General features: G+C 65.3%; 22 protein-coding genes. 17 read left to right on the forward strand and 5 right to left on the reverse strand.

Features of this window, described 5'->3' with window-relative positions; translation table 11 throughout:
- Positions 1-29: 29 nt before the first annotated feature.
- Entirely contained in the window at positions 30-800 is a 771-nt protein-coding gene (locus tag TACI_RS00625) for a dimethylarginine dimethylaminohydrolase family protein (protein ID WP_012868883.1), read from the reverse strand.
- Positions 801-867: 67 nt separating this feature from the next.
- Positions 868-2,328, reverse strand: coding sequence for an alanine/glycine:cation symporter family protein (locus TACI_RS00630; RefSeq protein ID WP_012868884.1), 1,461 nt, complete (start codon positions 2,326-2,328; stop codon positions 868-870).
- 148 nt (positions 2,329-2,476) lie between these two features.
- On the opposite strand from TACI_RS00630, the gene TACI_RS00635 reads away from it, so the two are divergent.
- A complete protein-coding gene (locus tag TACI_RS00635; RefSeq protein WP_423218549.1) occupies positions 2,477-2,962 on the forward strand; it encodes an Lrp/AsnC family transcriptional regulator in 486 nt (161 codons plus the stop codon).
- A 42-nt stretch (positions 2,963-3,004) separates the two neighbouring features.
- Here the strand turns inward: TACI_RS00635 and gyrB are convergent, their stop codons facing one another.
- Both gyrB and TACI_RS00645 read right to left on the reverse strand, forming a co-directional pair.
- Positions 3,005-4,915 carry a DNA topoisomerase (ATP-hydrolyzing) subunit B gene (gene gyrB, locus TACI_RS00640; RefSeq protein WP_012868886.1) on the reverse strand — a complete coding sequence of 637 codons (1,911 nt, stop codon included), beginning with the start codon at positions 4,913-4,915 and terminating at the stop codon, positions 3,005-3,007.
- Positions 4,912-5,145 (reverse strand): hypothetical protein, encoded by a 234-nt coding sequence (locus tag TACI_RS00645; protein ID WP_012868887.1) that lies wholly within the window; start codon positions 5,143-5,145, stop codon positions 4,912-4,914. The genes gyrB and TACI_RS00645 overlap by 4 nt, the downstream gene beginning before the upstream one ends.
- A gap of 64 nt (positions 5,146-5,209) precedes the next feature.
- Here TACI_RS00645 and TACI_RS00650 point away from each other — a divergent pair, with 64 nt between their 5' ends.
- Positions 5,210-6,334, forward strand: a complete 1,125-nt coding sequence (locus TACI_RS00650) for a glycosyltransferase family protein (RefSeq protein ID WP_012868888.1) — start codon at positions 5,210-5,212, stop codon at positions 6,332-6,334.
- On the opposite strand, the gene TACI_RS00655 is transcribed toward TACI_RS00650, so the two are convergent.
- Complete coding sequence (locus TACI_RS00655; RefSeq protein ID WP_012868889.1) at positions 6,324-7,994, reverse strand: methyl-accepting chemotaxis protein; 1,671 nt, start codon at positions 7,992-7,994, stop codon at positions 6,324-6,326. The genes TACI_RS00650 and TACI_RS00655 overlap by 11 nt on opposite strands.
- A gap of 162 nt (positions 7,995-8,156) precedes the next feature.
- Here TACI_RS00655 and TACI_RS00660 point away from each other — a divergent pair, with 162 nt between their 5' ends.
- The 15 genes from TACI_RS00660 (at position 8,157) to TACI_RS00725 (ending at position 23,847) form a co-directional block, all read left to right on the forward strand.
- Positions 8,157-8,720 carry a DUF6305 family protein gene (locus TACI_RS00660; RefSeq protein WP_012868890.1) on the forward strand — a complete coding sequence of 188 codons (564 nt, stop codon included), beginning with the start codon at positions 8,157-8,159 and terminating at the stop codon, positions 8,718-8,720.
- Between the two features lie 7 nt (positions 8,721-8,727).
- Positions 8,728-10,017 carry a TRAP transporter large permease subunit gene (locus TACI_RS00665; protein ID WP_012868891.1) on the forward strand — a complete coding sequence of 430 codons (1,290 nt, stop codon included), beginning with the start codon at positions 8,728-8,730 and terminating at the stop codon, positions 10,015-10,017.
- A 14-nt stretch (positions 10,018-10,031) separates the two neighbouring features.
- The gene (locus TACI_RS09135) at positions 10,032-10,175 is read left to right on the forward strand and encodes a hypothetical protein (RefSeq protein WP_012868892.1); all 144 of its coding nucleotides are present in this window, start codon (positions 10,032-10,034) and stop codon (positions 10,173-10,175) included.
- 9 nt (positions 10,176-10,184) lie between these two features.
- Positions 10,185-11,315 carry a succinylglutamate desuccinylase/aspartoacylase family protein gene (locus TACI_RS00670; protein WP_012868893.1) on the forward strand — a complete coding sequence of 377 codons (1,131 nt, stop codon included), beginning with the start codon at positions 10,185-10,187 and terminating at the stop codon, positions 11,313-11,315.
- A 33-nt stretch (positions 11,316-11,348) separates the two neighbouring features.
- On the forward strand, positions 11,349-13,061 hold the full coding sequence (gene ggt / locus TACI_RS00675) for a gamma-glutamyltransferase (RefSeq protein WP_012868894.1): 1,713 nt from the start codon (positions 11,349-11,351) through the stop codon (positions 13,059-13,061).
- Positions 13,062-13,116: 55 nt separating this feature from the next.
- Entirely contained in the window at positions 13,117-14,451 is a 1,335-nt protein-coding gene (locus tag TACI_RS00680) for a sensor histidine kinase (RefSeq protein WP_012868895.1), read from the forward strand.
- A complete protein-coding gene (locus TACI_RS00685; protein ID WP_012868896.1) occupies positions 14,429-15,058 on the forward strand; it encodes a response regulator in 630 nt (209 codons plus the stop codon). Before TACI_RS00680 ends, TACI_RS00685 begins: the two co-directional genes overlap by 23 nt.
- A 92-nt stretch (positions 15,059-15,150) precedes the next feature.
- Positions 15,151-17,601 (forward strand): homocysteine S-methyltransferase family protein, encoded by a 2,451-nt coding sequence (locus TACI_RS00690; protein WP_012868897.1) that lies wholly within the window; start codon positions 15,151-15,153, stop codon positions 17,599-17,601.
- Positions 17,592-18,488, forward strand: coding sequence for a methylenetetrahydrofolate reductase (locus tag TACI_RS00695; RefSeq protein ID WP_012868898.1), 897 nt, complete (start codon positions 17,592-17,594; stop codon positions 18,486-18,488). Before TACI_RS00690 ends, TACI_RS00695 begins: the two co-directional genes overlap by 10 nt.
- Positions 18,489-18,676: 188 nt before the next feature.
- Complete coding sequence (locus tag TACI_RS09155) at positions 18,677-18,958, forward strand: TM1266 family iron-only hydrogenase system putative regulator (RefSeq protein WP_012868899.1); 282 nt, start codon at positions 18,677-18,679, stop codon at positions 18,956-18,958.
- Entirely contained in the window at positions 18,955-20,013 is a 1,059-nt protein-coding gene (gene hydE / locus TACI_RS00705) for a [FeFe] hydrogenase H-cluster radical SAM maturase HydE (RefSeq protein ID WP_012868900.1), read from the forward strand. Before TACI_RS09155 ends, hydE begins: the two co-directional genes overlap by 4 nt.
- Before the next feature lie 48 nt (positions 20,014-20,061).
- The gene (gene hydG / locus TACI_RS00710) at positions 20,062-21,489 is read left to right on the forward strand and encodes a [FeFe] hydrogenase H-cluster radical SAM maturase HydG (RefSeq protein WP_012868901.1); all 1,428 of its coding nucleotides are present in this window, start codon (positions 20,062-20,064) and stop codon (positions 21,487-21,489) included.
- A gap of 12 nt (positions 21,490-21,501) precedes the next feature.
- The gene (hydF, locus tag TACI_RS00715; RefSeq protein ID WP_164925073.1) at positions 21,502-22,701 is read left to right on the forward strand and encodes a [FeFe] hydrogenase H-cluster maturation GTPase HydF; all 1,200 of its coding nucleotides are present in this window, start codon (positions 21,502-21,504) and stop codon (positions 22,699-22,701) included.
- Positions 22,702-22,925: 224 nt separating this feature from the next.
- Positions 22,926-23,450, forward strand: a complete 525-nt coding sequence (locus TACI_RS00720) for an NADH-quinone oxidoreductase subunit NuoE family protein (RefSeq protein ID WP_012868903.1) — start codon at positions 22,926-22,928, stop codon at positions 23,448-23,450.
- Positions 23,443-23,847 carry a (2Fe-2S) ferredoxin domain-containing protein gene (locus TACI_RS00725; protein WP_012868904.1) on the forward strand — a complete coding sequence of 135 codons (405 nt, stop codon included), beginning with the start codon at positions 23,443-23,445 and terminating at the stop codon, positions 23,845-23,847. The genes TACI_RS00720 and TACI_RS00725 overlap by 8 nt, the downstream gene beginning before the upstream one ends.
- Positions 23,848-23,855: the final 8 nt, after the last annotated feature.

Raw genomic sequence — 23,855 nt, forward strand, 5'->3', positions numbered from 1 at the left:
GCCCGGATCCCCGGGCCCCTCGGGCACCCCTAGAACCTAAGGGACAGGCAGGATAGCCCCCCGTCGATCTTCCGGAACTCCGAGGTGTCCACCAAGATCACCCGGTAGCCCAGGTCCCTGACCTGGGCCTCCACGGTGGGGTAGCCCTGGGGGACGATGACCGTGCCGTTCACCCAGATGCAGTTGGCCCCGTAGGCCTCCTCCGGGGGGACCACGATCCGGTTGAAGGAGGCGAACTCCGGGTGATCCACGAACTCGCCGGAGACCAGGAGGTTGCCCCCCTCCAGGTAGTTGACACCGGTCTTAAGGTGCAGCACCTGGCTGAGGGGCACGGCCCTGACCTTGAAGCCGTTACGACCCAGGATCCGGGCGAACTGCTCTATCCCCTCCCGGTTGGTCCGGGCGGAGAGGCCCACGTAGAAGGTGTCCCCCACCATCATCACGTCCCCTCCCTCCAGGGTGCCCGGGTCCCGGATGAACTCCACCCGGTCGGCGGGGTAGAAGGACCGGATCACATCCACCATGTGGTCCACCTCCCCCCGGCGGCTCGGTGCCCCCGGGTTGGTGATCACTGCGCACCGGGTGGTGAGCACCGCCGTGTCCTCCACGAAGCAGGAGTCCGGGTACTCCTCCAGGGGGGGCAGGACCGTTACCTGGACCCCGCAGGACTCCAGGGCCTGGCAGTAGGCCTGATGCTGGCGGAGTGCCAGCTGGTGGTCCGGCTTGCCCAGCTCGGGAGCAGAGGTGATCCCCTCCGTTATGGACGTGCCGGGGCGCCTTGCGATGACGTTCTTGAACATGCGATGAACCCTCCTTAAATGGTTATGGTGATCCTGTCGATCGTCCGAAGCGCAACTGGTCGGGGCCTCACGCCTCCTCCCCCTGGCCCCCCTCGAAGAACAGGGGTACCGGGGCCTCCCGGTGGGTGACCTCCCCCATGTGCCTGGCCCTGTAGTCTTTGAGCAAAGCCAAGAAGCGGTTGGAGAGGAAGAACAGGGCCACCACGTTGGCGAAGATTGGAAGGGCGGTGGACGCGTCGGAGAAGACCCAGACCAGGGTGCCGGGCAGGCCGTACCGGACCGCTATGTAGACCATCGCCAGGCTGGGCAGTGGGTAGGTCCACTTGTAGAGCCAGAGCAGCCGGTCCTTCAATGGGGATTCGTCCAGCAGGTACCTGAGCACCACCTCTATTTGGGCGTAGACCCCCCCTGAGGTGGTGAGCCCGAAGATGAACACCGCCAGGGCCAGCACGTACCGGCCGTAACTTCCTATGGACATCTCGAAGGCCGACAGGGTGAGGGTGGCCCCGTCCTGACCGCTGGACCAGGTGCCGGTGGCAACGATCACAAGGCAAGTTATTGTGCATATGACGAAGGTGTCCACGAAGACCTCGAAGATCCCCATGAGGCCCTGCTTCACCGGGTGGTCCACCCGGGCGGTGGCGTGGATCATCGGGGCGGACCCCCATCCCGCCTCGTTGCTGAACACGGACCTGGAGAAGCCCACCTTCATGGCCTGGGCCACCGCCGCCCCCGCGAAGCCCCCCACCGCGGCGGTGCCGTTGAATGCGGAGCTCACGATCAGCCCAAGTGCCCCGGGTATGGCGGGCAGGTTCCTTACGATGATGAAGACTCCCGCCGCCAGGTAGAAGACGCACATGAAGGGTACCAGCCAGGATGCGATTCGCCCCAGCCCCTTGAGCCCCCCGCTTATCATCCCGTAGAGAAATACCGTGTAGACCACCCCGACCCAAGTCATGGAGAGGCCGAAGGTGTTGCCCACCGCCTCGGAGACCGTGTAGGTCTGGATGTTTATGAAGTAGGAGGTGAGGAACCCGAAGGCGAAGATACCGCTTAGGACCTTGAACAGGCCCCTCTTGCCCATCTCTTCCCCTATGCCCCTTCTCATGTAGTAGTTGGGTCCCCCGTAGGTCTCCCCCCGGTGATCGGTGGAGCGGTAGTGGACCGCCAGGGTTATCTCCGCCATCTTTATCACCATGCCCACCAGCCCCGCCACCCACATCCAGAAGACCGCCCCGGGCCCCCCGGTGGCTATGGCGGTGGCAACCCCGCCGATGTTCCCCACCCCTATGGTGGTCCCCAGGGCGGCGCTCATGGCCTCTGCGGAGCTCAACAGCCCCTTGCCCCGGTCCCCCTCCCGTCCCAGGACGCTCCGAAGGGCGTAGCCCATGGCGGACCTGAAGCCCACCACCTGGAAGAAACCGCTTCGGATCGTGAGGTACGCCCCGACGCCAAGGATGGTCAGCACCAGCGGCATCCCCCATAGGTAGTCCCACACGATCACGCTCACCAGATCCACGAAGCTCATCCAATCCCCCCTCACGGCCCCAAGGCCTCAAGTTGGGGGGAATCCTACCAAACCGTGGTATATTTTTAAATAACCCCGTTAACACAGATGCGGCGAGCCGCCTAATAAAGTTAGGCGGGTATGCAGGTTAGTTTACCCCGGTGAGGTGATGAGCTTGTCTGGCGATTCCGATAGGCTTCTGGACGAAACGGGATGGAGGATCCTTGAGGAGCTGCAGGAGAACTGCCGGATCTCCTACAAGGAGCTGGGGCGTAGGGTGGGGCTCTCCACCCCGGCGGTGATAGAGCGGGTGAGGCGGATGGAGGAGGCGGGGATAATCGAGGGCTACCGGGCGGTGGTTAACCCCCGCAGGGTGGGGTACTCCTTTAGGGTCATGCTGGCCATGTCCTCCATATACAGCAACCCGGACGACCCCATCATGAGGGCCCTGGAGGAGTTGCCGGAGGTGATCCGGTGCTGGAGCGTGACCGGTTCCAACGACTTCTACATGGAGGCCCTGATCCCCTCCATGGAGTTCCTGGAGGCGCTGCTGACCAGGATGTCCCGGCACGGAAGGATCGTGACGTCCGTGGTGCTGCCAAACCTGGGGGGCAGCGGGAGCGGCCGGGTCACCAGGCCCCGGGAGGGGCTTTAGCCCTTGACGAGCGGGGAGGGACACCGCCCCTCCCCGCCGGGTCTAGACGTCCAGGTTCCGGACCTCCTTGGCGTGGGCCTCGATGAACTCCCTCCGGGGCTCCACCGCGTCCCCCATGAGGACGCTGAACAGCTCGTCCGCCAGCACCGCGTCCTCGATCTCAACCCGCTTTATGACCCGGTTGGCGGGGTCCATGGTGGTCTCCCACAGCTGCTCCGGGTTCATCTCCCCAAGCCCCTTGTAGCGCTGCACCGAGGCCTTCCGGCCCGACAGGCGCTGCATGATCTCCTTGAGCTCCCGGTCGGAGTAGCAGTAGTGGACGTTCTTCCCCTCCTGAACCCGGTAGAGGGGGGGTTGGGCCACGTAGAGGTGGCCGTTCTCTATTATCTGGGGCATGTAGCGGAAGAAGAGGGTTAGGAGCAGGGTCCTTATGTGGGCCCCGTCCACGTCCGCGTCCGCCATGAGGAAGATCTTGTGGTACCGGAGCTTGGAGTAGTCGAACTCGTCCCCCACGCCGCAGCCCAGGGCCTGGATTATGGTCCTCACCTGGTCGTTGGAGAGGATCTTGTCCAGCCGGGCCTTCTCCACGTTGAGGATCTTGCCCCTCAGGGGGAGGATGGCCTGGAAGGACCTGTCGCGCCCCATCTTGGCGCTTCCCCCCGCGGAGTCCCCCTCCACTATGTAGAGCTCGCACTCCTCCGGCCGGCGGTTGGAGCAGTCCGCCAGCTTGCCCGGCAGGTCCATCCCGCTCATGGCGGACTTGCGCCTCACCAGGTCCCGGGCCTTCTTGGCCGCCTCCCGGGCCTGCCGGGCCTTCACCGCCTTCTCCACCACGGGCCGGAGTATCTGGGGCTGGTCCTCCAGGATCACCTTGAGGCCCTCGTAGACCACCGAGTCCACGATGCCCTTCACGTCCCCGTTGCCCAGCTTGGTCTTGGTCTGCCCCTCGAACTGGGGCTCCAGTAGCTTCACCGATATGACCGCCGTGAGCCCCTCCTTCAGGTCGTCGCCGGTGAAGTTGGGGTCCTTGTCCTTAAGTAGCTTCTCCTTCCGGGCCTGGTCGTTGATGAGCCGGGTGAGGGCGGTGCGGAAGCCCGACACGTGGGTGCCCCCCTCCACGGTGTTTATCAGGTTGGCGAAGGCGAAGATCCTCTCCAGGTACGTGTCGTTGTACTGGAGGGCCACCTCCACGATGACCCCGTCCTTCTCCCCCTTGACCACCATGGGGGGGGAGAAGAGCACCTCCTTGCCCCGGTTCAGGTACTCCACGAAGGACCGGATGCCCCCCTCGAAGTGAAGCTTCCTCTCCATCGGCGGGTCCTGCCGAAGGTCCCGGAAGACGATGGTGACCCCCGGGTTGAGGAAGGCCAGCTCCCTAAGCCGCCCTATCAGGGTGTCCGCCGAGAACTCCAGGGTGGAGAATATCTCCCCGTCGGGCATGAAGTGGACCTTGGTGCCCCGGCGGTCCGTGTCCTCCCCGGCGATCAGGTCCGTCACAGGCACCCCCCGGCGGTAGCTCTGCCGGTGTTCCTTCCCGTTCCTCCATATGGTGACCTCCAGCCACTCCGAGAGGGCATTGACCACCGAGACCCCCACCCCGTGGAGGCCTCCAGAGACCTGATAGGCCTTCTTGTCGAACTTGGCCCCCGCGTGGAGCACCGTGAGGACCACCTCCGCCGCGGGGCGCCCCATGGTAGGGTGCATCTCGGTGGGGATACCCCGTCCGTTGTCCTCCACCGATACGCTCCCGTCCGGGTGCACCGTCACCTGCACCGTGTCGCAGAACCCCGCCATGGCCTCGTCTATGGCGTTGTCCACCACCTCGTAGACCAGATGGTGCAGGCCCCGCTGCCCCTGGTCCCCTATGTACATGCCGGGACGCTTCCGTACCGCCGACAGGCCCTCCAGAACCTGGATGTCCTTGGCGGTGTACTGGGAAACCGGTGCGTTCATTCCATTCTCTCCTTCTTTTCCATGTTGGCCTCTTTCGTGGTATCCTTCCCTGACGATGATCCCTCAAGCCCCAGTAGCGCCCGGGACCTGGCGAGGATTGAGGCGGGCAGGAGGTTAGACGCCAGGGCGGACATGTCGTCCAGGTGGACGTAGGTCCTATTGCCATCCCTGACCATGGCCACCACCCGGCGGGCGGATACCAGCTCGCCGGAGCCAAGCGAAAGGAACACGCTCTCTACCCCCTTGCCCGATCTGGCGCTGAACCTTCATTCTACCATGAACGGTGGGTGACCGTTGAGATACCAAGTGTACATGGTGGTTAACTCCCCGGGGGAGATGGCCGGCTGGGCCAGGCCGGTGGCCTTGGAGCTCACCCGAAGGGGCTGTTCAGTCTCCCTGGTGATCCCCCCCTGCCAGTATGCGAGCGGCGGGGAGGAGGACCTGTGCGCCGCCATGGGCTACCGGTCCTATCGCCTCGGGCGGTTCATCCTGGACCGCCCCTGGCTTGCGGACCCCTCCGTCCCGGCGAGGCTCCTCAGGCTTGGGTGGGACCTCAAGCTGACCGCCCTTTTGGGAAGCGCAGGTGGGCTGGTGACCGATGCCTACGTGGGGGCCCCACGAACCGCCCGGGGGGTGAGGACGTACCTCACCCCCGACTGGGCGGGCCGGGATGTGCTGGCATCGAGGGGGGTCAACGCGGTCCGGGTGGGCTACCCCATCTTCGACCTTCCCCTTAAGACCCGCAGGTTCCACGCCCCGCGGCCCGTGGTCTTCATGGTGGGTAGCCGCCCCTTCGAGGCCCTTCACGCCCTGCCCTTCATGGTGGAGGCCGCCTGGACCATGGCCCAGACGGACCCGGGGGTGCTGCCCGTGTTCCCCCTGGCCCGGACCCTGGATCCGGACGTGATGGGGCGCCTCTTGGCCTCCCTGGGGGAGGTGGACCGGCCCCAGAGGCCCGGTCTGCTGGCCTACCGAGGGGTCCCAATGGCCATCACCTGGGACGGATCCCTGCCGGAGGGGGCCTTTCTCTGGGTGGCCCTGCCGGGGACCAACAACCTGGAGGCGGTGTCCCTGGGGGTGCCCCTGCTGGTGCTGTTGCCCCTTAACCGGGCCTGGGAGATCCCCCTGGACGGGATCCTGGGGATGATCCCCGCCCACCTGCCGGGCCTCAGGGGGCTCAAGAAGTGGCTCATCTCCCGGGCGGCCCTGCGGCTGCCCCACGTGAGCCTGCCCAACCGGATCCTGGGCAGGCGGTTGGTGCCCGAGATGGTGGGTGACCTGGAGCCCCGCCAGGTGGCCCGCCGGGCCCTGGAGATCATGGGTTCCCCCCTGGGGGAGGAGATGAGGCGGGCCTTCCTCCAGATCCGGCGGGAGAACCTGGGGGCCTCCCGTCGGATCGCTCAGGTGGTCACCTCCTGACCCGGTTGGCGAAGTACTTGGAGAAGAGCCGGTCCCTCTCCCGGATGACCACCTGGTCTATCAGGGCCTTAAGCGCCGGGGATGTCCCCTTGGGCATGGTCACCGCGAAGCTCTCCACCGACAGGGATATGCCCAGCTCGGTCCACTCCGGGTGCCGCTCCAGGTGATCCCAGGCCACCGGCCGGTCCAGCACCATGGCGTCCACCTCCCCGTTTGCCAGGGCGTTGGCCTCCTGGACCCCGGTGGGGAAGGGGACGATCTTCGATTCCTTCAGGTGCCGCCTGGCCGCCGCCTCGCTGGTGGAGCCCGAGGTGACCGCCACCCGGCGGCCCTTTAGGTCCCCTATGGCCCTGATCCCCGAGGCCCTGGGGACCACCACCGACTGTCCGCTCTTGAAGTAGCACCGGGAGAAGGTCACGTGCCGGAGCCGCTCCGGCAGCTTGGTCACGGTGGTGCACAGGAAGTGGAACCCGTCGAAGTCCCCCAGTGTCCAGGTGCCGGTTACGGTGCCCCTTTCGCCGTTGCCCCAGGGTATGGCCACCCATCGGGCAGGAACTGCCAGCTCCCGGGCTATGGCCTCCCCCAGGTCCACGTCGAGCCCCTTGGGTATTCGCCCCTCCCACCAGTGGAACTTGCCGAAGTCGTCGGCCTCGATCCCCATGAGGACCTCGCCACGCTGGCGGATGGAGGCCACCGATGGCTCCCCGTGGTCGTCCCCGCACAGGGCCCCCTTGAGGGACTCCAGGTGCCGGGAGGAGTCCAGGATCCGCTGGGGGAGCAGGTCCATGACTATCCGGTTCTCCTTCACCTTGCCGTCCACGGTGGTCAGCATGGAGGCCTGCTCGTCGGTCCTCTGGGCCATGGCCTGGGACATCTCCGCCAGCTCCGAGGCGGACCTGGACTGCTGGGATGCGGTCTTCGCCCCGGACCGGAGGGCCTCCGCCACGGTTAGGATCGACTGGAACATAGTCTCCAGGGCCTCCATGGTGGCCTGGGTCCTCTCCGAGGCCTGGGTGGACAGGCCCACCGCCTGGGCGATGCTGGAGGAGGCCTCGTCCCCGATGGCCCTGCTGGAGGAGGCCAGCTGGCTTATCTTAGAGGCCGCCTCGTCGGTCCTCTGGGCCAGCTTCCGGACCTCCGCCGCCACCACCCCGAAGCCCTTGCCGTGCTCCCCCGCCCGTTCCGCCTCGATGGAGGCGTTCAGCGAGAGCAACTTGGTCTGCTTGGCTATGGCGGTTATGTGCCCCGTTATCTCCGATATGTCCTGGAGGACCTTGGTCATCCGCTGAATGGAGTCCGCCACCCCCTGGGCGGAGGAGACCATGGCCATGACCGCCCTATTGGTCTCGTCCAGCATGCCCCGGCTGCGCTGGGCGTCCTCCTGGACCGCGGTGCCGATCTTGAGGGCCCGCTCCATGACCTCCATGGCCTCCCGGGCGGCGCTGGCGTTCCTCATCAGCTCCTCGGTCATCCGCCGGGCATGGGCGTTGACCTCCGCCCCCGCCCGGGCCACCGCCGATGCCTCCTCCTCGATGGACCCGATGGACCCCTTGAGGGCCTCCACCGCCCCCTCCAGGTCGTCCAGCCCCAGCTCCATGTGCTCCAGCGCCTCCGCCGCGGATGCCGCCCCTCCGGGCACTTCCTTGCTGCCTGGGATCACCTTAAACACCTCCCCTTAAAGCCATATAAAGCACGTCTAATCATAGGAAAATTTGGTTCATTATGCAATTGGCGATAGAGAAAAGATAACAATCGCTTCCTGGCCCCCGCCCCATGGCATATCATTCAGCTATAAGAGCGTTCAGATGGGAGGCGATCTCTGGTGAAGAAGGTAAGGCTTGGAGGGTGGATGGGACTTTTGTGTGCCCTGGCGTTGGTGTTGGCCCTGTCCACCGGGGCGTTGGCGGCCCCGGTGGCGCTCACGTCGGTGGGACAGAGCCCGGACGCCATGATGGTGAAGGTGCTGCTCAAGAAGGCTGGGTTGGACTCCGACTACGAGGCCACCATGAAGGCCTCTCAGCTGTCCAAGGAGCACAAGGTGCTGGTGGCGGTGGTTGGTGGCAGCATGAAGGGACTTGGGGCGGCGGGGATAAACAAGGAGCAGGAGAGGGACCGGGTCAAGGATCTCCTGGGGGCCGCCAGGTCCAAGGGGGTCAAGGTCTTGGTCATGCACGTGGGGGGCAAGGGCCGCCGGGGGGAGCTTACCGACTTCCTCATGGGGGTTGCCTTCCCCGCCGCTGACGCCGCCATGGTGGTCAAGGGGGGCAACGACGACGGCCTGGTGGACAAGCTGGTCCCAAAGGGGGTAAAGGTCCAGCAGGTAGAGACCATACAGGCGGTGTCGGATCCCCTGAAGGCCAAGCTGGCCGCCTGGGGCGTCAAGTAGGTCTCACATGGGCAACTGGTTCTGGCCCGAGGGGGCCCTCACGGTTTTGATGGTGGGGGCCTTCATCCTGGGGGCCTTCAAGCTGAAGCTACCCATATCCCTGGCGCTGGGGCTCGCCTCGGTGGTGGGGGCGGTAGCGTCCGGTGCGGGGTTGCCGGTCCGGCACCTGGTGGAGGGCATGTTCGGGTACCTGGATACGATCCTCATCATCGCTTTTGCCATGATATTCATGAAGTCCGTCCAAGGGTGCGGGCTACTGAACTCCCTGGCCGCCTGGGTCATAAGGCGCTTCGCCCGTCGGCCGGTGCTCTTGTGCCTGTCCATCACACTGTTGGTGATGTTGCCCGGCATGATCACCGGCTCATCCACCGCCGGGTGTCTCACCACTGGCGCCCTGGTGGCCCCGGTGCTGGTGCGCCTCGGGGTCCCCAGGGCCAAGGTGGCGGCCGCCATAGCCATGGGGGCTATATACGGAATGATAGCCCCTCCCATCGACATCCCGGTGATGATCATAGGGGGCGGCATAGATATGCCCTACGTGGGGTTCGGTCTCCCGCTGCTCTTGGCCACGGTGCCCCTGGCGATCCTGTCGTCCCTCTGGCTCCTGCTACCCCACCTTAAGAGGGTCACCCTGGGGGGGCAGATGGAGGAGGAGCTGCGCCGGATGGAGGAGGTTCCCCTCAAGGGGTCCCTGTTCCTTCCGTTCCTGGTGCTCCTGGTGCTCATGGGGGCCGAGAGGCTCTTCAAGTCCCCCCTGCTGTCTCTGGGGATGCCCCTTCAGTTCCTGTTGGCCGCCGCCTCCGCCTTTGCGGTGGGCAAGCCCATGCGGCCCCTGGAGGTGGCCCGGGAGGCCATAAGGGATGCCCTGCCGGTGCTGGGGATCCTCATGGGGGTAGGGATGTTCATCCAGGTGATGACCTTGACGGGGGTCAGGGGCTTCGTGGTGGTCTCCTGCCTTGCGGTCCCCGCGGCGCTCCTCTACCCGGTCATGGGGATAAGCATCCCCCTCTTCGGGGCGGTGTCCGCCTTCGGGGCCGCCTCGGTGCTGGGGGTCCCCTTCGTGCTGGCCCTCCTGGGGAAGGACCAGATAGTGGTGGCCGGCGCCCTGGCCCTCCTGTCCGGCCTGGGGGACCTGATGCCCCCCACCGCCCTGGCGGGGATCTTCGCCGCCCAGGTTACCGATGAGGAGGACTACTTCAAGGTCCTGAGGCACTGCGTGGTGCCCGGGGTGGTCACCGCCCTCTGGGGGCTGGGGATGATAGCCTTGGCGAACCCCATAGCATCCCTTCTTAGGTAGGAGGCGAGGAACCTATGACTTGGATATACATGGGCCTGGTGGCCCTGGTGCTCTTCCTGGTGGTTGACCGGTGTCTCAGGGACAGGGATCCCATGACCCAGGCCACGGCGGCCATGGTAGCGATCCCCCTGGTGCTCCGGCTTCTGAGGGTTAAGTAGGTGAAGGGGATGATGGGGAAGGAGCGCAGGTCTGCACTCTTGATGTTGGCCCTGGCGGCGGCGGTGTGCCTTTGGGCCTCCCGGGACTTCCTGGCCATGAGGGAGAGGGATCGGGTCTTCCCCGCCCCGGGCTTCCGGGTGGAGATGCTGTCCAGCTACCTTCCGGACCTCAAGGGGACCGGGATGGACACGGAGGTGTACGTGCAGGAGGGGCCCGAGAAGGGGGGCACCGTCTTCGTCCTGGGGGGTACCCATCCAAACGAGCCGGCGGGGTACCTGGCGGCGGTTCTGCTGGTGGAGAATGCAAAGGTCCGGCGTGGGCGTCTCATGGTGGTGCCCTTCGGCAACGCGTCGGGGTTCACCCACAACCAGCCCCAGGAGGCGTCCCCCAACAGGCTGACCTTCCAGCTGGACGATGGGTCCATGAGGACCTTCCGCTACGGATCCCGGGACGTGAGCCCCCTGGTGATGTGGCCCGTGCCGGACGTGTACGTCCACAAGCCCTCGGGGCAGAGCCTGTCGGGGAACGAGAGCCGGAACCTGAACCGGTCCTACCCGGGTGATCCGGACGGCAGTCCCGCGGAGAGGCTGGGCTTCGCCATCATGGAGCTCCTCCGCCGGGAGGAGGTGTCGGTGGCCTTCGACCTCCACGAGGCCTCGCCGGAGTACCCGGTGGTGGACGCCATCGTGGCCCACGAGAAGGGCATGGAGGTGGCCGCCGCGGCGGCCATGGATCTGAAGCTGGAGGGGATAGAGATGAGGCTCGAGCCGTCGCCCAAGAACCTGCGGGGGCTCAGCCACCGGGAGTGGGGGGATGGAACCGGTGCTGTCCCCTTCCTCATAGAGACCGCCAACCCGAGCCAGGGGCGGCTCCGGGGGCGCACCGACGAGAGGCTGGTCAAGACCGGGCTGGACAAGGCGTACCTGAAGGCCTCTTCCCTGGGGAGGCTCTTCGTCCCCTACGACCAGGGGGGGAAGCCTTTGGACGAGCGGGTGGGCCGTCAGCTGGCCACCCTGTCCGCCCTGGTGAGTGCCTTCTCCATGTTCGACCAGGACAGGGGGGTGGAGATCCGCGGGATACCTTCGTATCAGGATGTCATGTCCAGGGGCATAGGTCACTTTCTGAGGTCGGGGCGGTAGCCCCGGGGGAGACGGAGAAGGAGGGAGAAGTGGATGAAGTTCAAGTCCGGATTTTTAGCCTTGGTGATGGTATTGGTCCTCGGGGTTGGGACCTTGTGGGCTGGCCAGGGGGACGTGTACGCCCGGAACGGCATGGTGTCCAGCGCCCATGAGCTGGCCTCCAGGGCGGGGGTTGAGATCCTCAAGCGGGGTGGCAACGCGGTGGACGCGGCGGTGGCGGTGGCCCTGGCACTCAACGTGGTGGAGCCCAACGCCTCTGGCATGGGCGGCGGCGGCTTCATGACCATAAGGACTGCGGACGGCAAGACCGTGGTGGTGGACTACCGGGAGACCGCTCCCCTCTCCTCCACCAAGGACATGTTCGCCTCCGAGGAGGCCAAGAAGGGCAAGTGGTCCATCCGGGGGGGCAAGTCGGTGGCGGTCCCAGGCTTCGTGGCTGGGATGTTTCACGTGCTGGAGAGGTACGGTACCATGAGCTTCGCCCAGGTTGCCCAGCCCGCCATCGATCTGGCGGAGAAGGGGTTCAAGCTGCACCCCATGCAGAACCAGATAATAACCGACGAGTACGAGAAGCTGGCCACCTACAACGACCCCGCCAAGGTGCCCTTCTTCAAGGACGGGATGCCCATGCCCGCCGGAGAGGTGCTCACCCAGCCGGACCTGGCGAAGACCCTCAGGATCCTCTCCAAGGAGGGGAAGGGGGCCTTCTACGGGGGGCCCATCGGGGAGGCGCTGGTCAGGGCGGTGAACGCCTCGGGGGGCAAGATGTCCATGGAGGACCTGAAGGCCTACCGGGTGGTGGAGCGGAAGCCCGTGTTCGGCACCTACCGGGGCTACCGGATCTACTCCACCCCTCCCGCCTCCAGCGGCGGCACCCACGTGGCGGAGCTCCTCAACATCCTGGAGAACTTCCCCATGCGGGACCTGAAGCACAACTCCGCCTCGTACCTGCACGTGATGGCGGAGGCCATGAAGCTGATCTACGCGGATAGGGCCAAGTACATGGCGGACACCGCCTTCGTCAAGGTGCCCATCCAGGGGCTCACCAGCAAGGCCTACGCGGCCAAGCAGGCCCAGCGGATAGACTTCAAGAAGGTGGCCAAGGAGGTGGTCCCCGGGGATCCCTGGCCCTTTGACCGGGGCATGGCCAGCTATCGGGCGGACGGCATTGACGAGCGGATAAGCACCAGCAGCTTCTCCGTGGCGGACAAGATGGGCAACATAGTGGCGGCCACAAACACCATAAACTACTTCTTCGGTTCCGGGGTGATGGTGCCCGGTTACGGGATAGTTCTCAACGACGAGATGGACGACTTCTCGTGGGATCCCAAGAGCGTCAACGCACCGGAGCCGGGGAAGAGGCCCCTGTCGTCCATGTCCCCCACGGTGGTGCTGACCCCGGAGGGCAAGCCCTTCATGTCCGTAGGGGCCGCGGGGGCCACCCGGATAATCACCGCGGTCTCCCAGATCATCATGAACGTGGTGGACTTCGGCATGTCCATGGATGACGCCATCGAGCAGGCCAGGATCTACAACCTTGTCTCGGGAAGCAAGGCGGGGAACCTCTTCGCCGAGGAGGGCATCGATCCCATGGCGCTGGAGGTGCTTGGGATCAAGGGGCACACGGTGGAGCTGAAGCCCAAGGCGGGGGCCTTCGGAACCGCCCAGGGCATCCTGTTCGATCCCGTCAAGGGACTGAACGGCGGCGCGGATTCCCGGCGGCTTGGGGTGCCGGTGGGGTTCTAGTCTAGAGATCGGGGGGCCTTCTTGTAAGGTCCCCCTCTGATTTAGAATCCCTTCCATGGCAGATATCCCGATACGGATCCGCCGCCCCATCTCCCTCTGGGTGGGGATGGGGCTGATACTGTTCTGGGCCCTCAGTCTTCGAATGGGGGCCTCCTGGATCCTGGAGGCGCTGGATCGGGCCTCCAGGGGCCTGTCGGTGGGGGACCTGGCCCTTGGGGCCCTCCGGCTGGTGGCCATCAACTCCGGCAGGGCCCTGATGCTCTACGGGGGCTGGTTCGCCCTGGGGCTGTCCCTCAAGGGGGGCATAAGATCCCTGTGGGGGTTTGTGGTCATCCTGCTGGGGGTCCCCCTGTCCTACGGGGTATCCTGGGGCCTGATGGGAGGTCCGGGGCTCCACTTCGGCACCAGCGCCCTTGCCTCCCTAGTGGCGGTGCTGGTCCTCCGGTGGCTCACCCAGGGTCTCAAGGGTTGGCTGGATCGGCTCATAGTGATGGCCCTGCTGGTGCTGGCCATCCAGTGGCTGGACATCTGCCCCTCCCTGACCCCCTATGGCTTCGGCGGTGGGGAGCTGTCCATGGGTCTGAAGGCCATGGCGTCCGTGATGGGCGAGGGGGTCCTCTTCGACTGGATCGGCTTCCTGGGCTTCGCCCTCTCGCTGGTGGGGGCCGTGGGGTCCGCCTCCATAACCATGGGGAAGGTGTTGCAGGAGAGGCAGTTCAGGCTCATAAGGAGCCAGGAGAGGCGGATGGCCCAGCTTCGGGAGGAGGGGCGCAGGGCCCGGGTCTTCCGGGAGCTGCAGGGGCTGGTGCACGACCTGAGGCGGCCGCTGACGGTGATAATGGGCCTGGGGGACGTGCTCATGGCGGAGCGTCCCGGGGACGAGCGTCTGGTCAGGATGATGGCTTCTGCGGAGGGTATGGATCGAATGATCCGCGAGATCCTGAGCGGTGATGCGGCTGGGGAGGTGCGCCTTAGGGATCTTTACGATCTGGTGTTATCCCAGGTGAGCCCCATGCCATACCGGGGGAGGATATTCGAGGCGGGGGACGAGGCAGTGGGGGGACTGGTGATCCGGGCCAATTTGATGAGGCTGGCCAGGGCCTTGACGAACCTGTTGGACAACGCCGCCAACGCCTACGACGGGCCGGTGGAGTTCGGGGGGCGACGGGTGGACCGGGGGGTGGAGCTGTTCGTCCTTGATCGGGGGCCCGGCTTCGGTGTCCAGGGCCAGGAGGTCCGGTTCGGCACCGGGCTCACCTTCGTGGAGCAGGTGGCCCGGGATCACGGGGGCAGCTTCCAGGTCCGGACCCCGGAGGGGGGCGGCTGCGAGGCGGTGATATTCCTGCCATTGGTGGAGGTGGATGGGGATGCTGCGGATAGGGGCCCTTGACGACGACGAGAACATCCTCTTCACCCTGAGCTCCATGGCGGAGAGCCAGGGTTGGGAGATGGAGACCACCACCTCCTGCGACCGGTTCCTCCGGTGGGTTCGGGATGGGGCCAAGGACATATACCTGCTGGACTACCACCTGCCAAGGATGTCCGGATTGGAGGTGTTGAGGCAGGCCAAGGCCCTTCGACCCAACGCGGTGGTGGCCATGCTCACCATCGAGCAGGACCCGGTCACCGCCAGGACCCTCATCTCCGCCGGGGCGGACGACTTCATAGCCAAGCCCATAAGGCTGGCGGACTTCTGCGCCCGGGTGAACCTGCTCCGGCGGGTGGGCCTCTCTGCCGGCTCCTCCTGGAGGGAGAGGAAGGGCCTGTCGGAGGGCCGGATCCGCCGGGCCATGGAGATCCTGGAGGGGGCTGGCGGGCGGTGGGTTACGGTGGAGGAGATGGCGTCCCTCATGGGGTTGGCCTATGCCACCGCCCACCGGTACATGGAGCACCTGGCCATGAAGGGGCTGGTGGAGCGGGAGGAGGCCTTGAGCGACGGCCGGCCGGGGCGCCCCCGGGTGCTGTACCGCATCCCCTCCGGTCCCCAGGGACGTTGATCCAGGGCCCCCTTGAAGCGAGGGGGCCTTTGCTATAGTATGCCTCTTTAAAACCGTCCCGGTGGACGGTGGAGTCGTGTAGGAAGGAAGTGGTGCTGTTGGATCGTGGGCGAGTGAGGAGTCTCCTTGGGGAAGTCCGATCCCCGTTGGTGATGGACGGGGGCATGGGTACCCAGCTGGCGGAGCGGGGTTGGCATCCCCCCATGTTGCCCGAGGAGATGTGCCTTCACATGCCCCAGGCGGTCCGGGAGGTCCACGAGAGCTACGTGGAGTCCGGGGCCGCGGTGCTGGAGACCAACAGCTTCGGCGGGTCGGTCCGCAAGCTGTCCATGAGGGGGCTCGGTCACCTGGCGGAGGAGCTGGCCCTCCGGTCCGCCCAGATAGCCCGGCAGGCGGCGGGGGACGCCCTGGTGGCCGGGTCCGTGGGGCCCACGGGGGAGATGCTGGCCCCCCTGGGGGAGATGTCCTTCGAGGAGGCGGTGAAGTCCTTCGAGCCCCAGGTTAGGGGCCTCATCCGGGGCGGGGCGGACCTGATCCTCATCGAGACCATGTTGGACCTGAAGGAGGCCGCCGCGGCGGTGGAGGCGGTCAAGCGGGTGGATCCCCTCTTCCCCTTCGTGGTGAGCTTCACCTTCGACCGGGACGGGCGGACCGTCACGGGCACCACCCCGGAGGCGGCGGCGTGCTGGGCCCAGGCGGTGGGGGCCCTGGGGGTGGGGGCCAACTGCGGGCTGGGTCCCCGGGGCTACGTGCCGGTGGTCCGTCGCCTGGCTGAGGCGTCCCCCCTGCCCGTGTGGGTGTACCCCAACGCGGGGGTCCCCTCGGCAGGGGACTATCTGGGGCCGGACGAGTTTGTCGGTGAGTGCGAGGAGTTGCTGAAGGCGGGTGCCTCGGTGATCGGGGGTTGCTGCGGCACCACTCCGGACCACGTGAGGGCCCTGGCGGCGCTGGCTCGGGGCCGCCGGGTGACCAGGCTTCACTGTGACCTTGGGGGGGTCAGGCTCTCCAGCAGGTCCCGGGTGATCTCCGCCGGGGCGGGTTTGCCGCTGGCCATGATCGGGGAGAGGATCAACGTCTCCCGCAAGTCCCCCCTGAGGGAGCAGGTGGGGGAGTACCGCTACGGGGAGGTCAAGCGGGAGGCCAAGGCCCAGACCGTCGCCGGGGCAGCGGTGATAGACGTGAACGTGGGTCTCCCCCAGATCGACCAGGTGAGGGCCATCAGGGAGGCCATTTGGGCGGTGGAGTCGGTGACCCACCTGCCCATATCGATAGACAGCGACGCCCCGGCGGTGTTGGAGGCGGGGCTCGCCGAGGCGGTTGGGGTGCCGCTCATGAACTCCGTCACCGCCAAGGAGGAGTCCCTGGAGCTGGGGATCCGGCTTGCCTTGAGGTATGGGGCGGTGTTGGCGGTGTTGCTCATAGATCAGCGGGGGATACTGGAGGACGGGCTGGAGAGGGCCCGGATCGCCCAGCGGGTCCTGGATGTGGCCTCCTCCCGGGGGCTTGGTCCCAACAGGATCGTCTTCGACCCCCTGACGCTCACGCTGGGGGCAAGCCAGTCCAATGGGTTGGAGACCCTGAGGGCGGTGGAGGCGGTTAGCCGCATGGGGGGGCACACAATGCTGGGGATAAGCAACGTGTCCCACGGCCTCCCCGCCCGGGGGCTCTTGAACCGCACGTTCCTGGCCATGGCCATGGAGCGGGGGCTGGACATGGTGATATGCAACCCGCTGGATCGGGAGCTTCTTGGGGTGGTGAGGGCGGCGGATGCCCTTCGAGGCCGGGACCGGGGGCTTGGGGCCTTCATGGCCTTCGGCCCCTCCTGGAGGGAGCCGGAGAGGGGGGCCGTACAGGCTGCGGAGGCGTCGGCGGGTGAGGTCTGCTCTGGGCTTTCGGAGCTGTCCCGCCGGGTCATGGAGGGGGATCGGGATGGGGCCTTGGCGGAGGCCTTGACTGTTATGGCCCAGGAGGGGCCCATGGAGGTCATATCCGGACACTTGATACCCGCCCTGGATGAGGTGGGGCGCCGCTACGAGACCGGGGAGTTCTTCCTGCCCCAGCTGATGGAGGCGGCGGAGGCGGCGTCGGCGGTCTGCCGGTTGGCGGAGGAGGAACTATTGAGGCTGGGGCGATCCGCCAATAGGGGCACGGTGGTGCTGGCCACCGTGGAGGGGGACCTGCATGACCTGGGCAAGAACTTGGTGGGCACGGTGCTCAAGAGCCACGGCTACCGGGTGGTGGACCTGGGGAAGGACGTGAAGGCGGAGGTAATCCTGGAGGCCGCCCAGAGGGAGGGGGCCCAGGTGGTGGGCCTGTCGGCCCTGATGACCAGCACGGTGCCCCGGATGAGGGAGTTCATAGAGGAGGCCCGGCGCCGGGGGGCGGGTTTCAAGGTGATAGTGGGCGGTGCGGCGGTGAGCCCCGCCTACGCCAGGTCCATAGGGGCGGATGGCATGTCCTACGACGCGGTGGGGGCCGCCAGGCTGGTGGAGCGGCTCCTCTCCGGTCTTCCTTGCGACTGGGAGGGATTGGGATGTTCATAAGGGAGCTCTTCGGGCGAGGAAGGCCCGTCATATCCTTCGAGATATTCCCCCCCAGGGGGGGAGTTCCGGTTGAGGAGGTCTACAGGACCCTGGGGGCCATAAAGGACCTAGCGCCGGACTTCGTGAGCGTCACCTACGGAGCGGGGGGAAGCACCCGGGATGCCACGCTGGAGATAGCCTCCACGGTCAAGAACCGGTTCGGCCTTGAGGTGATGGCCCACTGCACGGGCCTGTGCCACACCCCTCCGGAGGTTCACGAGATGGTGGAGGACCTGATGTACGAGGGGGTCCACAACCTCCTGGCAATGCGTGGGGATCCCCCCAGGGACCGCCATGTGCCGGAGGGTCCCAGTTTCCCCCATGGGTCGGATCTCATCGGGTACCTGAGGCGAGCGTTTGGGGATGAGGTGTGCATCGCCGCCGCCGCCTACCCGGAGGGTCACGTGGAGGCCCGGGATATGGAGGAGGATCTAGCTTTCCTTAAGCTCAAGGTGGACATGGGGGCGGAGCTCCTCATAACCCAGCTATTCTTCGACAACGAGATCTTCTACCGCTTCCTGGAGAGCATAGGGCGCCTGGGGATCAGGGTTCCGGTGTGTGCCGGGATCTTCCCGGTGCTGAACGCCCGGCAAGTGGAGAGGATAGTGTCCCTCTGCGGGGTCTCGTTCCCTCCGAAGTTCACCCGGATGGTGGCCCGGTATGCGGACGATCCCGCCTCCCTGGCGGAGGCGGGGGTGGCTTACGCCACGGAGCAGATAGTGGACCTCCTGGCCTTTGGTGTTGATGGTATCCACATATACACCATGAACCGGCCGGACACCACCAGGAGGATAATGAACAACATAGGTCTGGTGAGCCGCCGGGCTGTTGCGGGCTCCGGCGACTGAGTGTATGATAATCCGGTAACGACCCGGAGGTTCTTCCGACGGGGAGTTGAGATTGTCTTAGGCCGACCGCGAGGGGTGAGCCCGAGGGGGAGGGGTCAAAGGGGACTTGTGGGTCCCGGAGCGTGTTGTGCGCCCTCCGATCCTTCGGGGGGCGCTTTTTAATTTTGAATCCGTCGGGGGGATCGGTTTTGACGGTTTCCGGTGGGAGCAGGCTCGGGGTGGTGGCCATAGTGGTGGAGGACCTGGAGATGGTCCACCGGGTGAACTCGGTGCTCCACGAGCATGCTCAGATAGTGGTGGGCAGGATGGGCATCCCCTATCGGGATCGGGGGGTGTCGGTCATATCCCTCATAGTGGATGGCAGCAACGAGGAGATAAGTGCCATGACCGGCAAGCTGGGGCGAATATCGGGCGTGTCGGTGAAGGCCGCATACGCGAAGCTGAGGGACGCTGGGGAGGGGATCGGTTGAGCTTGGTCAGGGATGAGGTGGAAATCAGGGAGCTGGTCTCGTCGATGGTTGGGGGGTATCTGCCGACCATGGATGAGATGGAGTTTTTGCTCTCCCTGGACTGGGAGGGGGCCCAGGTGCTCCTTGAGGGGGCCCGGAAGGTCAAGGAGGAGCTCTTTGGCCCGGAGGTTCACATAAGGGGGATCATAGAGTTCTCCAGCCACTGCTCCGGCCGGTGCCTGTATTGCGGCCTCAGGGCTGATAACCGGGACCTTGCCCGGTACCGGATGGAGGAGGAGGAGATAGTCCGGTGCGCGGAGGAGGCCATAGGGGCGGGGTACATGAGCCTGGTGCTCCAGTCTGGGGAGGACGGCTGGTACGATCGCTGGACGTTGGGGAGGGTCATAGAGAGGATCAAGGGGATAAAGGACGTGGCCATCACCCTGAGCATAGGGGAGAGGTCCTACGAGGACTACAGGTACCTCAGGCAGGCGGGGGCGGACCGGTTCCTAATGAAGCACGAGACCGCCGACCAGGGTCTCTACGACCGGCTGCACCCCCATTCGTCGTTCCGCAGGAGGCTGGAGTGCCTGACGCAGCTCAAGGAGCTGGGCTACCAGGTGGGGAGCGGTTTCATGGTGGGCCTGCCGGGGCAGACCTTGAGGTCCATAGCGCGGGACGTGCTGCTGCTCAAGAAGCTGGACGTGGACATGGCGGGGATAGGTCCCTTCGTTCCCCATCCACGTACCCCCTTGGGGGATCAGCCGGCGGGGGATCCCTTCCTGGTGCTTAAGACCGTTGCCTTGGCCAGGTTGCTCCTGCGGCGTCCCCACCTTCCGGCCACCACCGCGCTTGGGGTGTTGGACCGGCGGATGAGGGACTGGGCCTTCCATGGGGGGGCCAATGTGGTTATGCAGAAGCTGGAGCCCCACCGGTACCGGCGGCTCTACGACATATATCCCAAGGGGGTAGGGGAGGAGAGGTCCATAGCGGAGGAGAGAGAGGAGTTGGAGAGGGCACTGGAGTCCATGGGGCTTCGGGTGGCCAGGGACAGGGGAGATGCGGTGAGGGTTTAGGGGCCCGCCGCTTGTTTTTGAAGCCATATTGCATGGGGGCGATCTGATATGGGGGTTTTGAGCGCTAGGGCATTGGATACGGCGGACTTCATAGACCATGGCAGGATAACGGAGGTTCTGGAGGCGGCCCGTTCCCGGGCCGGGGATGTGGGGTACCTGAGGGAAGTTTTGGCCAAGGCCCGTCAGGCCAAGGGGCTGGACCCCCAGGAGGCGGCGGCACTCCTGTCGGTTCAGGATCCCGCAATGGAGGATGAGATGTTCTCCCTGGCTAGGGAGGTAAAGGAGCGGATATACGGGCGCCGCATAGTGCTCTTCGCCCCCCTCTACGTGAGCAACCACTGTGTGAACGACTGTTCCTACTGCGGGTACAAATGCTCCAATCGGGGATTCGAGCGGCGGCGGCTGACCATGGAGGAACTGGCGGAGGAGGTCCGGATCCTGGAGGGCCTGGGGCACAAGAGGCTGGCGTTGGAGGCGGGGGAGGACCCGGTGAACTGCCCCTTGGACTACATCCTGGATTGCATAGGGACCATATACTCTCTCAAGTTCGACAACGGCAGCATAAGGAGGGTTAACGTCAACATAGCGGCCACCACGGTGGAGGAGTACCGGCGCCTCAAGGAGGCCGGCATAGGTACTTACGTTCTGTTCCAGGAGACCTACCATCGACCCACCTACCGGGCGCTTCACCCTAGGGGGCCCAAGTCGTCGTACGACTATCACACCACCGCCATGGACCGGGCCATGGAAGCCGGGATAGACGATGTGGGGCTTGGGGTCCTCTACGGCCTGTACGACCACGTGTACGACACGGTGGCCATGCTGTTCCACGCCCGGCACCTGGAGGAGCGTTTCGGGGTGGGGCCCCACACCATATCGGTGCCAAGGCTCAGGAGGGCCCACGGGGTGGACGTTTCCGCGTTCCAACTGGTGGACGACGAGGCCTTCAAACGCTTGGTGGCGGTCATAAGGCTTGCGGTGCCCTACACGGGGATGATCCTGTCCACCCGGGAGGACGCGGAGTTCCGGGACCAGGTGATCTCCCTGGGGATATCCCAGATAAGCGCCGGTTCCTGCACCGGGGTTGGGGGTTACGCGGACCACTACGGCCGTCGGGCGGAGGACGAGAAGCCCCAATTCGAGGTGGGGGATCACCGATCCCCCATGGAGATCATAAAGAGCCTCATGAGGGGGGGGTACATACCCAGCTACTGCACCGCCTGCTACCGGGAGGGGCGCACCGGGGACCGGTTCATGAGCCTGGCCAAGTCGGGGCAGATAGGCAACGTGTGCCAGCCCAACGCCCTGCTTACCTTGAAGGAGTTCCTCCTGGACTACGGTGATGAGGAGGCCAGGGAGATCGGAGAGCGGCTCATCGAGAGGGAGGTCAATGAGATCCCCCATCCCAGGGCTCGTGAGGCTGCGCTGGAGATGCTTCGCCGGGTGGAGTCCGGCGATCGGGATCTCCGGTTCTAGGGGGTAGCTGCGGTGTTGGACACACCCAAGGCCAACAGGCTTCATATAGCCATATTCGGCCGTCGCAACGCGGGTAAGTCGAGCCTCATAAACGCCCTGACCGGCCAGGATGCGGCTCTGGTCTCCAGCGAGCCGGGGACCACCACCGATCCGGTGATGAAGGCCATGGAGCTGTTGCCCATAGGTCCCGTGGTGTTCATCGACACCGCGGGGATAGACGACCAGGGGGAGCTGGGGCAGCTCCGGGTGGAGCGGACCCGCCGGGTGCTGGACCGGACGGACCTGGCTCTGCTGGTGGTGTCCCCCCCGGTCACGGACCTGTCCATGGAGGAGGGGTGGCTGGCGGAGCTTAGGGGGCGGGGGATCCCGGTGGTTGGGGTCTTCAACAAGAGCGACCAGGGGGAGCTCCCGGTCCAGTGGGTGAGCGGTCGCCTTGGGTTGCGGTTGACGCCGGTCAGCGCCCTTACTGGGGATGGGATACAGGAGCTTAAGGCGGCCATCCAGGAAGCGGTCCCGGAGGGCTGGGAGATGCGGACCATACTGGGGGACCTGATGGAGGCGGAGGACCTGGTGCTTCTGGTGGCCCCCCAGGACGTGCAGGCCCCAAAGGGCCGGCTGATCCTTCCCCAGGTTCAGGTCATGCGGGACGTGTTGGACCACGATGGGGTGGCCATGATGGTGAAGACCGGGGAGCTTCGGGGGGCTATGGAGCTCCTGGAGGCGGCGGGGAGGCGGCCGGATTTGGTGGTGACCGACTCTCAGGTGTTCCACCTGGTGAAGGACCTGGTGGGGCCCGATGTGCGGCTAACGTCCTTCTCCATCCTCATGGCCCGCTACAAGGGGGACCTCAGGACCCTGGTGGAGGGGGCCCGGGCGGTGGACCGGCTGGTTGATGGGGACGTGGTGTTGATCGCCGAGGCCTGTACCCATCATCCCCTTGAGGGTGATATAGGCAGGGAGAAGCTGCCCGCCCTCATATCGGAGATGAGCAGGGCCCGGCTGGAGTTCAGGGTGGTGGCGGGCAACGACTTCCCCCGGGATTTGAAGGGGTTCTCGCTGGTGGTGCACTGCGGGGGCTGCATGCTGAACCGGAAGCACATGATGAGCCGGATCATGGCTGCCAGGTCCCAGGGGGTACCCATTACCAACTACGGGGTCCTGTTCGCCAAGCGGAGCGGGATCCTGGATAGGGCGGTTGTGGGGCTGATCTAGCTGATCGGGAGCTGGGATATGGCGTAGCGTTGAAGGAAGGGCGGGGAGCTGTGTTGCGGCCTCCGCCTTTTTATAAATTTTTATTGCCCGCAATAAAAATTTATCCGGGTTGCGAATTTGGGGCCTTGCTAAATTGCCCTTTCCAGTAGTAGAAATTATAATGTCTACGAGCTTGTGCTCGTTTGCGCGAAAGCATGCGGCATCGAAGGAGGCGAGGGCGGAAGATGAGTTGCTGTTGCTGTGGCAAGGAGAATGGGCAGCAGTTCCGGGAGCTGGAGGAGTTCATAGACAAGCTCCCGAACAAGAAGGGGGAGCTAATAACGGTGCTCCACAAGGCCCAGGAGATCTTCGGTTACCTTCCCGAGGAGGTCCAGGCCTTCGTGGCCAGGAAGCTGGAGATTCCCCTGGCCAAGGTCTACGGGGTTGTAACCTTCTATTCTTTCTTCACCATGGAGCCCAAGGGCAAGGTGGCGGTATCGGTCTGCATGGGGACTGCCTGCTATGTCCGTGGGGCGGAGGACGTTCTTCATGAGCTGGAGAAGGCCATGGGGGTCAAGGCCGGCAAGGTCTCGGAGGACGGCTACTTCTCATTGGACACCCTCCGCTGCGTTGGCGCCTGCGGGCTGGCGCCGGTGGTCATAGTGAACGGCCGGGTCTTTGGCCGGGTCACCCCGGCGGATGTGCCGGGCATAGTGGATCAGTACAGGCCCAAGGTGGCCGGCTCGGAGGTGAACACTTGCAATGTCTAACAAGATAAAGTCCCTTGATGAACTGAGGAAGATAAAGCAGAGCGTCAAAGAGGGCACGGAGCTCCGGGAGAAGGGGCAGGACATCGACAAGATGATAGAGGTCAAGGTCAGCATGGCCACCTGCGGCATCGCCTCCGGGGCCCGGGAGGTCATGGCGGAGATGATCGAGGAGGCCAAGCGCCGGGGCCTTAGCAACGTGGTTTTCACCCAGAGCGGCTGCATGGGCTTCTGCCACAGCGAGCCCACCATAATGATCGTGCGCCCTGGTGAGGAGCCGGTGCTCTACGGGAACGTGAAGGGCACCGAGAGGATCAAGGAGATCTTCGACCACGTGATCGAGAAGGGTGAGATGGTGGACGGAATGATCCCCACCAGCTACAGAACCTCTCACGAGTAAGGGGGCCT

It is taken from the genome of Thermanaerovibrio acidaminovorans DSM 6589, from assembly GCF_000024905.1.
GTDB lineage: Bacteria > Synergistota > Synergistia > Synergistales > Synergistaceae > Thermanaerovibrio > Thermanaerovibrio acidaminovorans.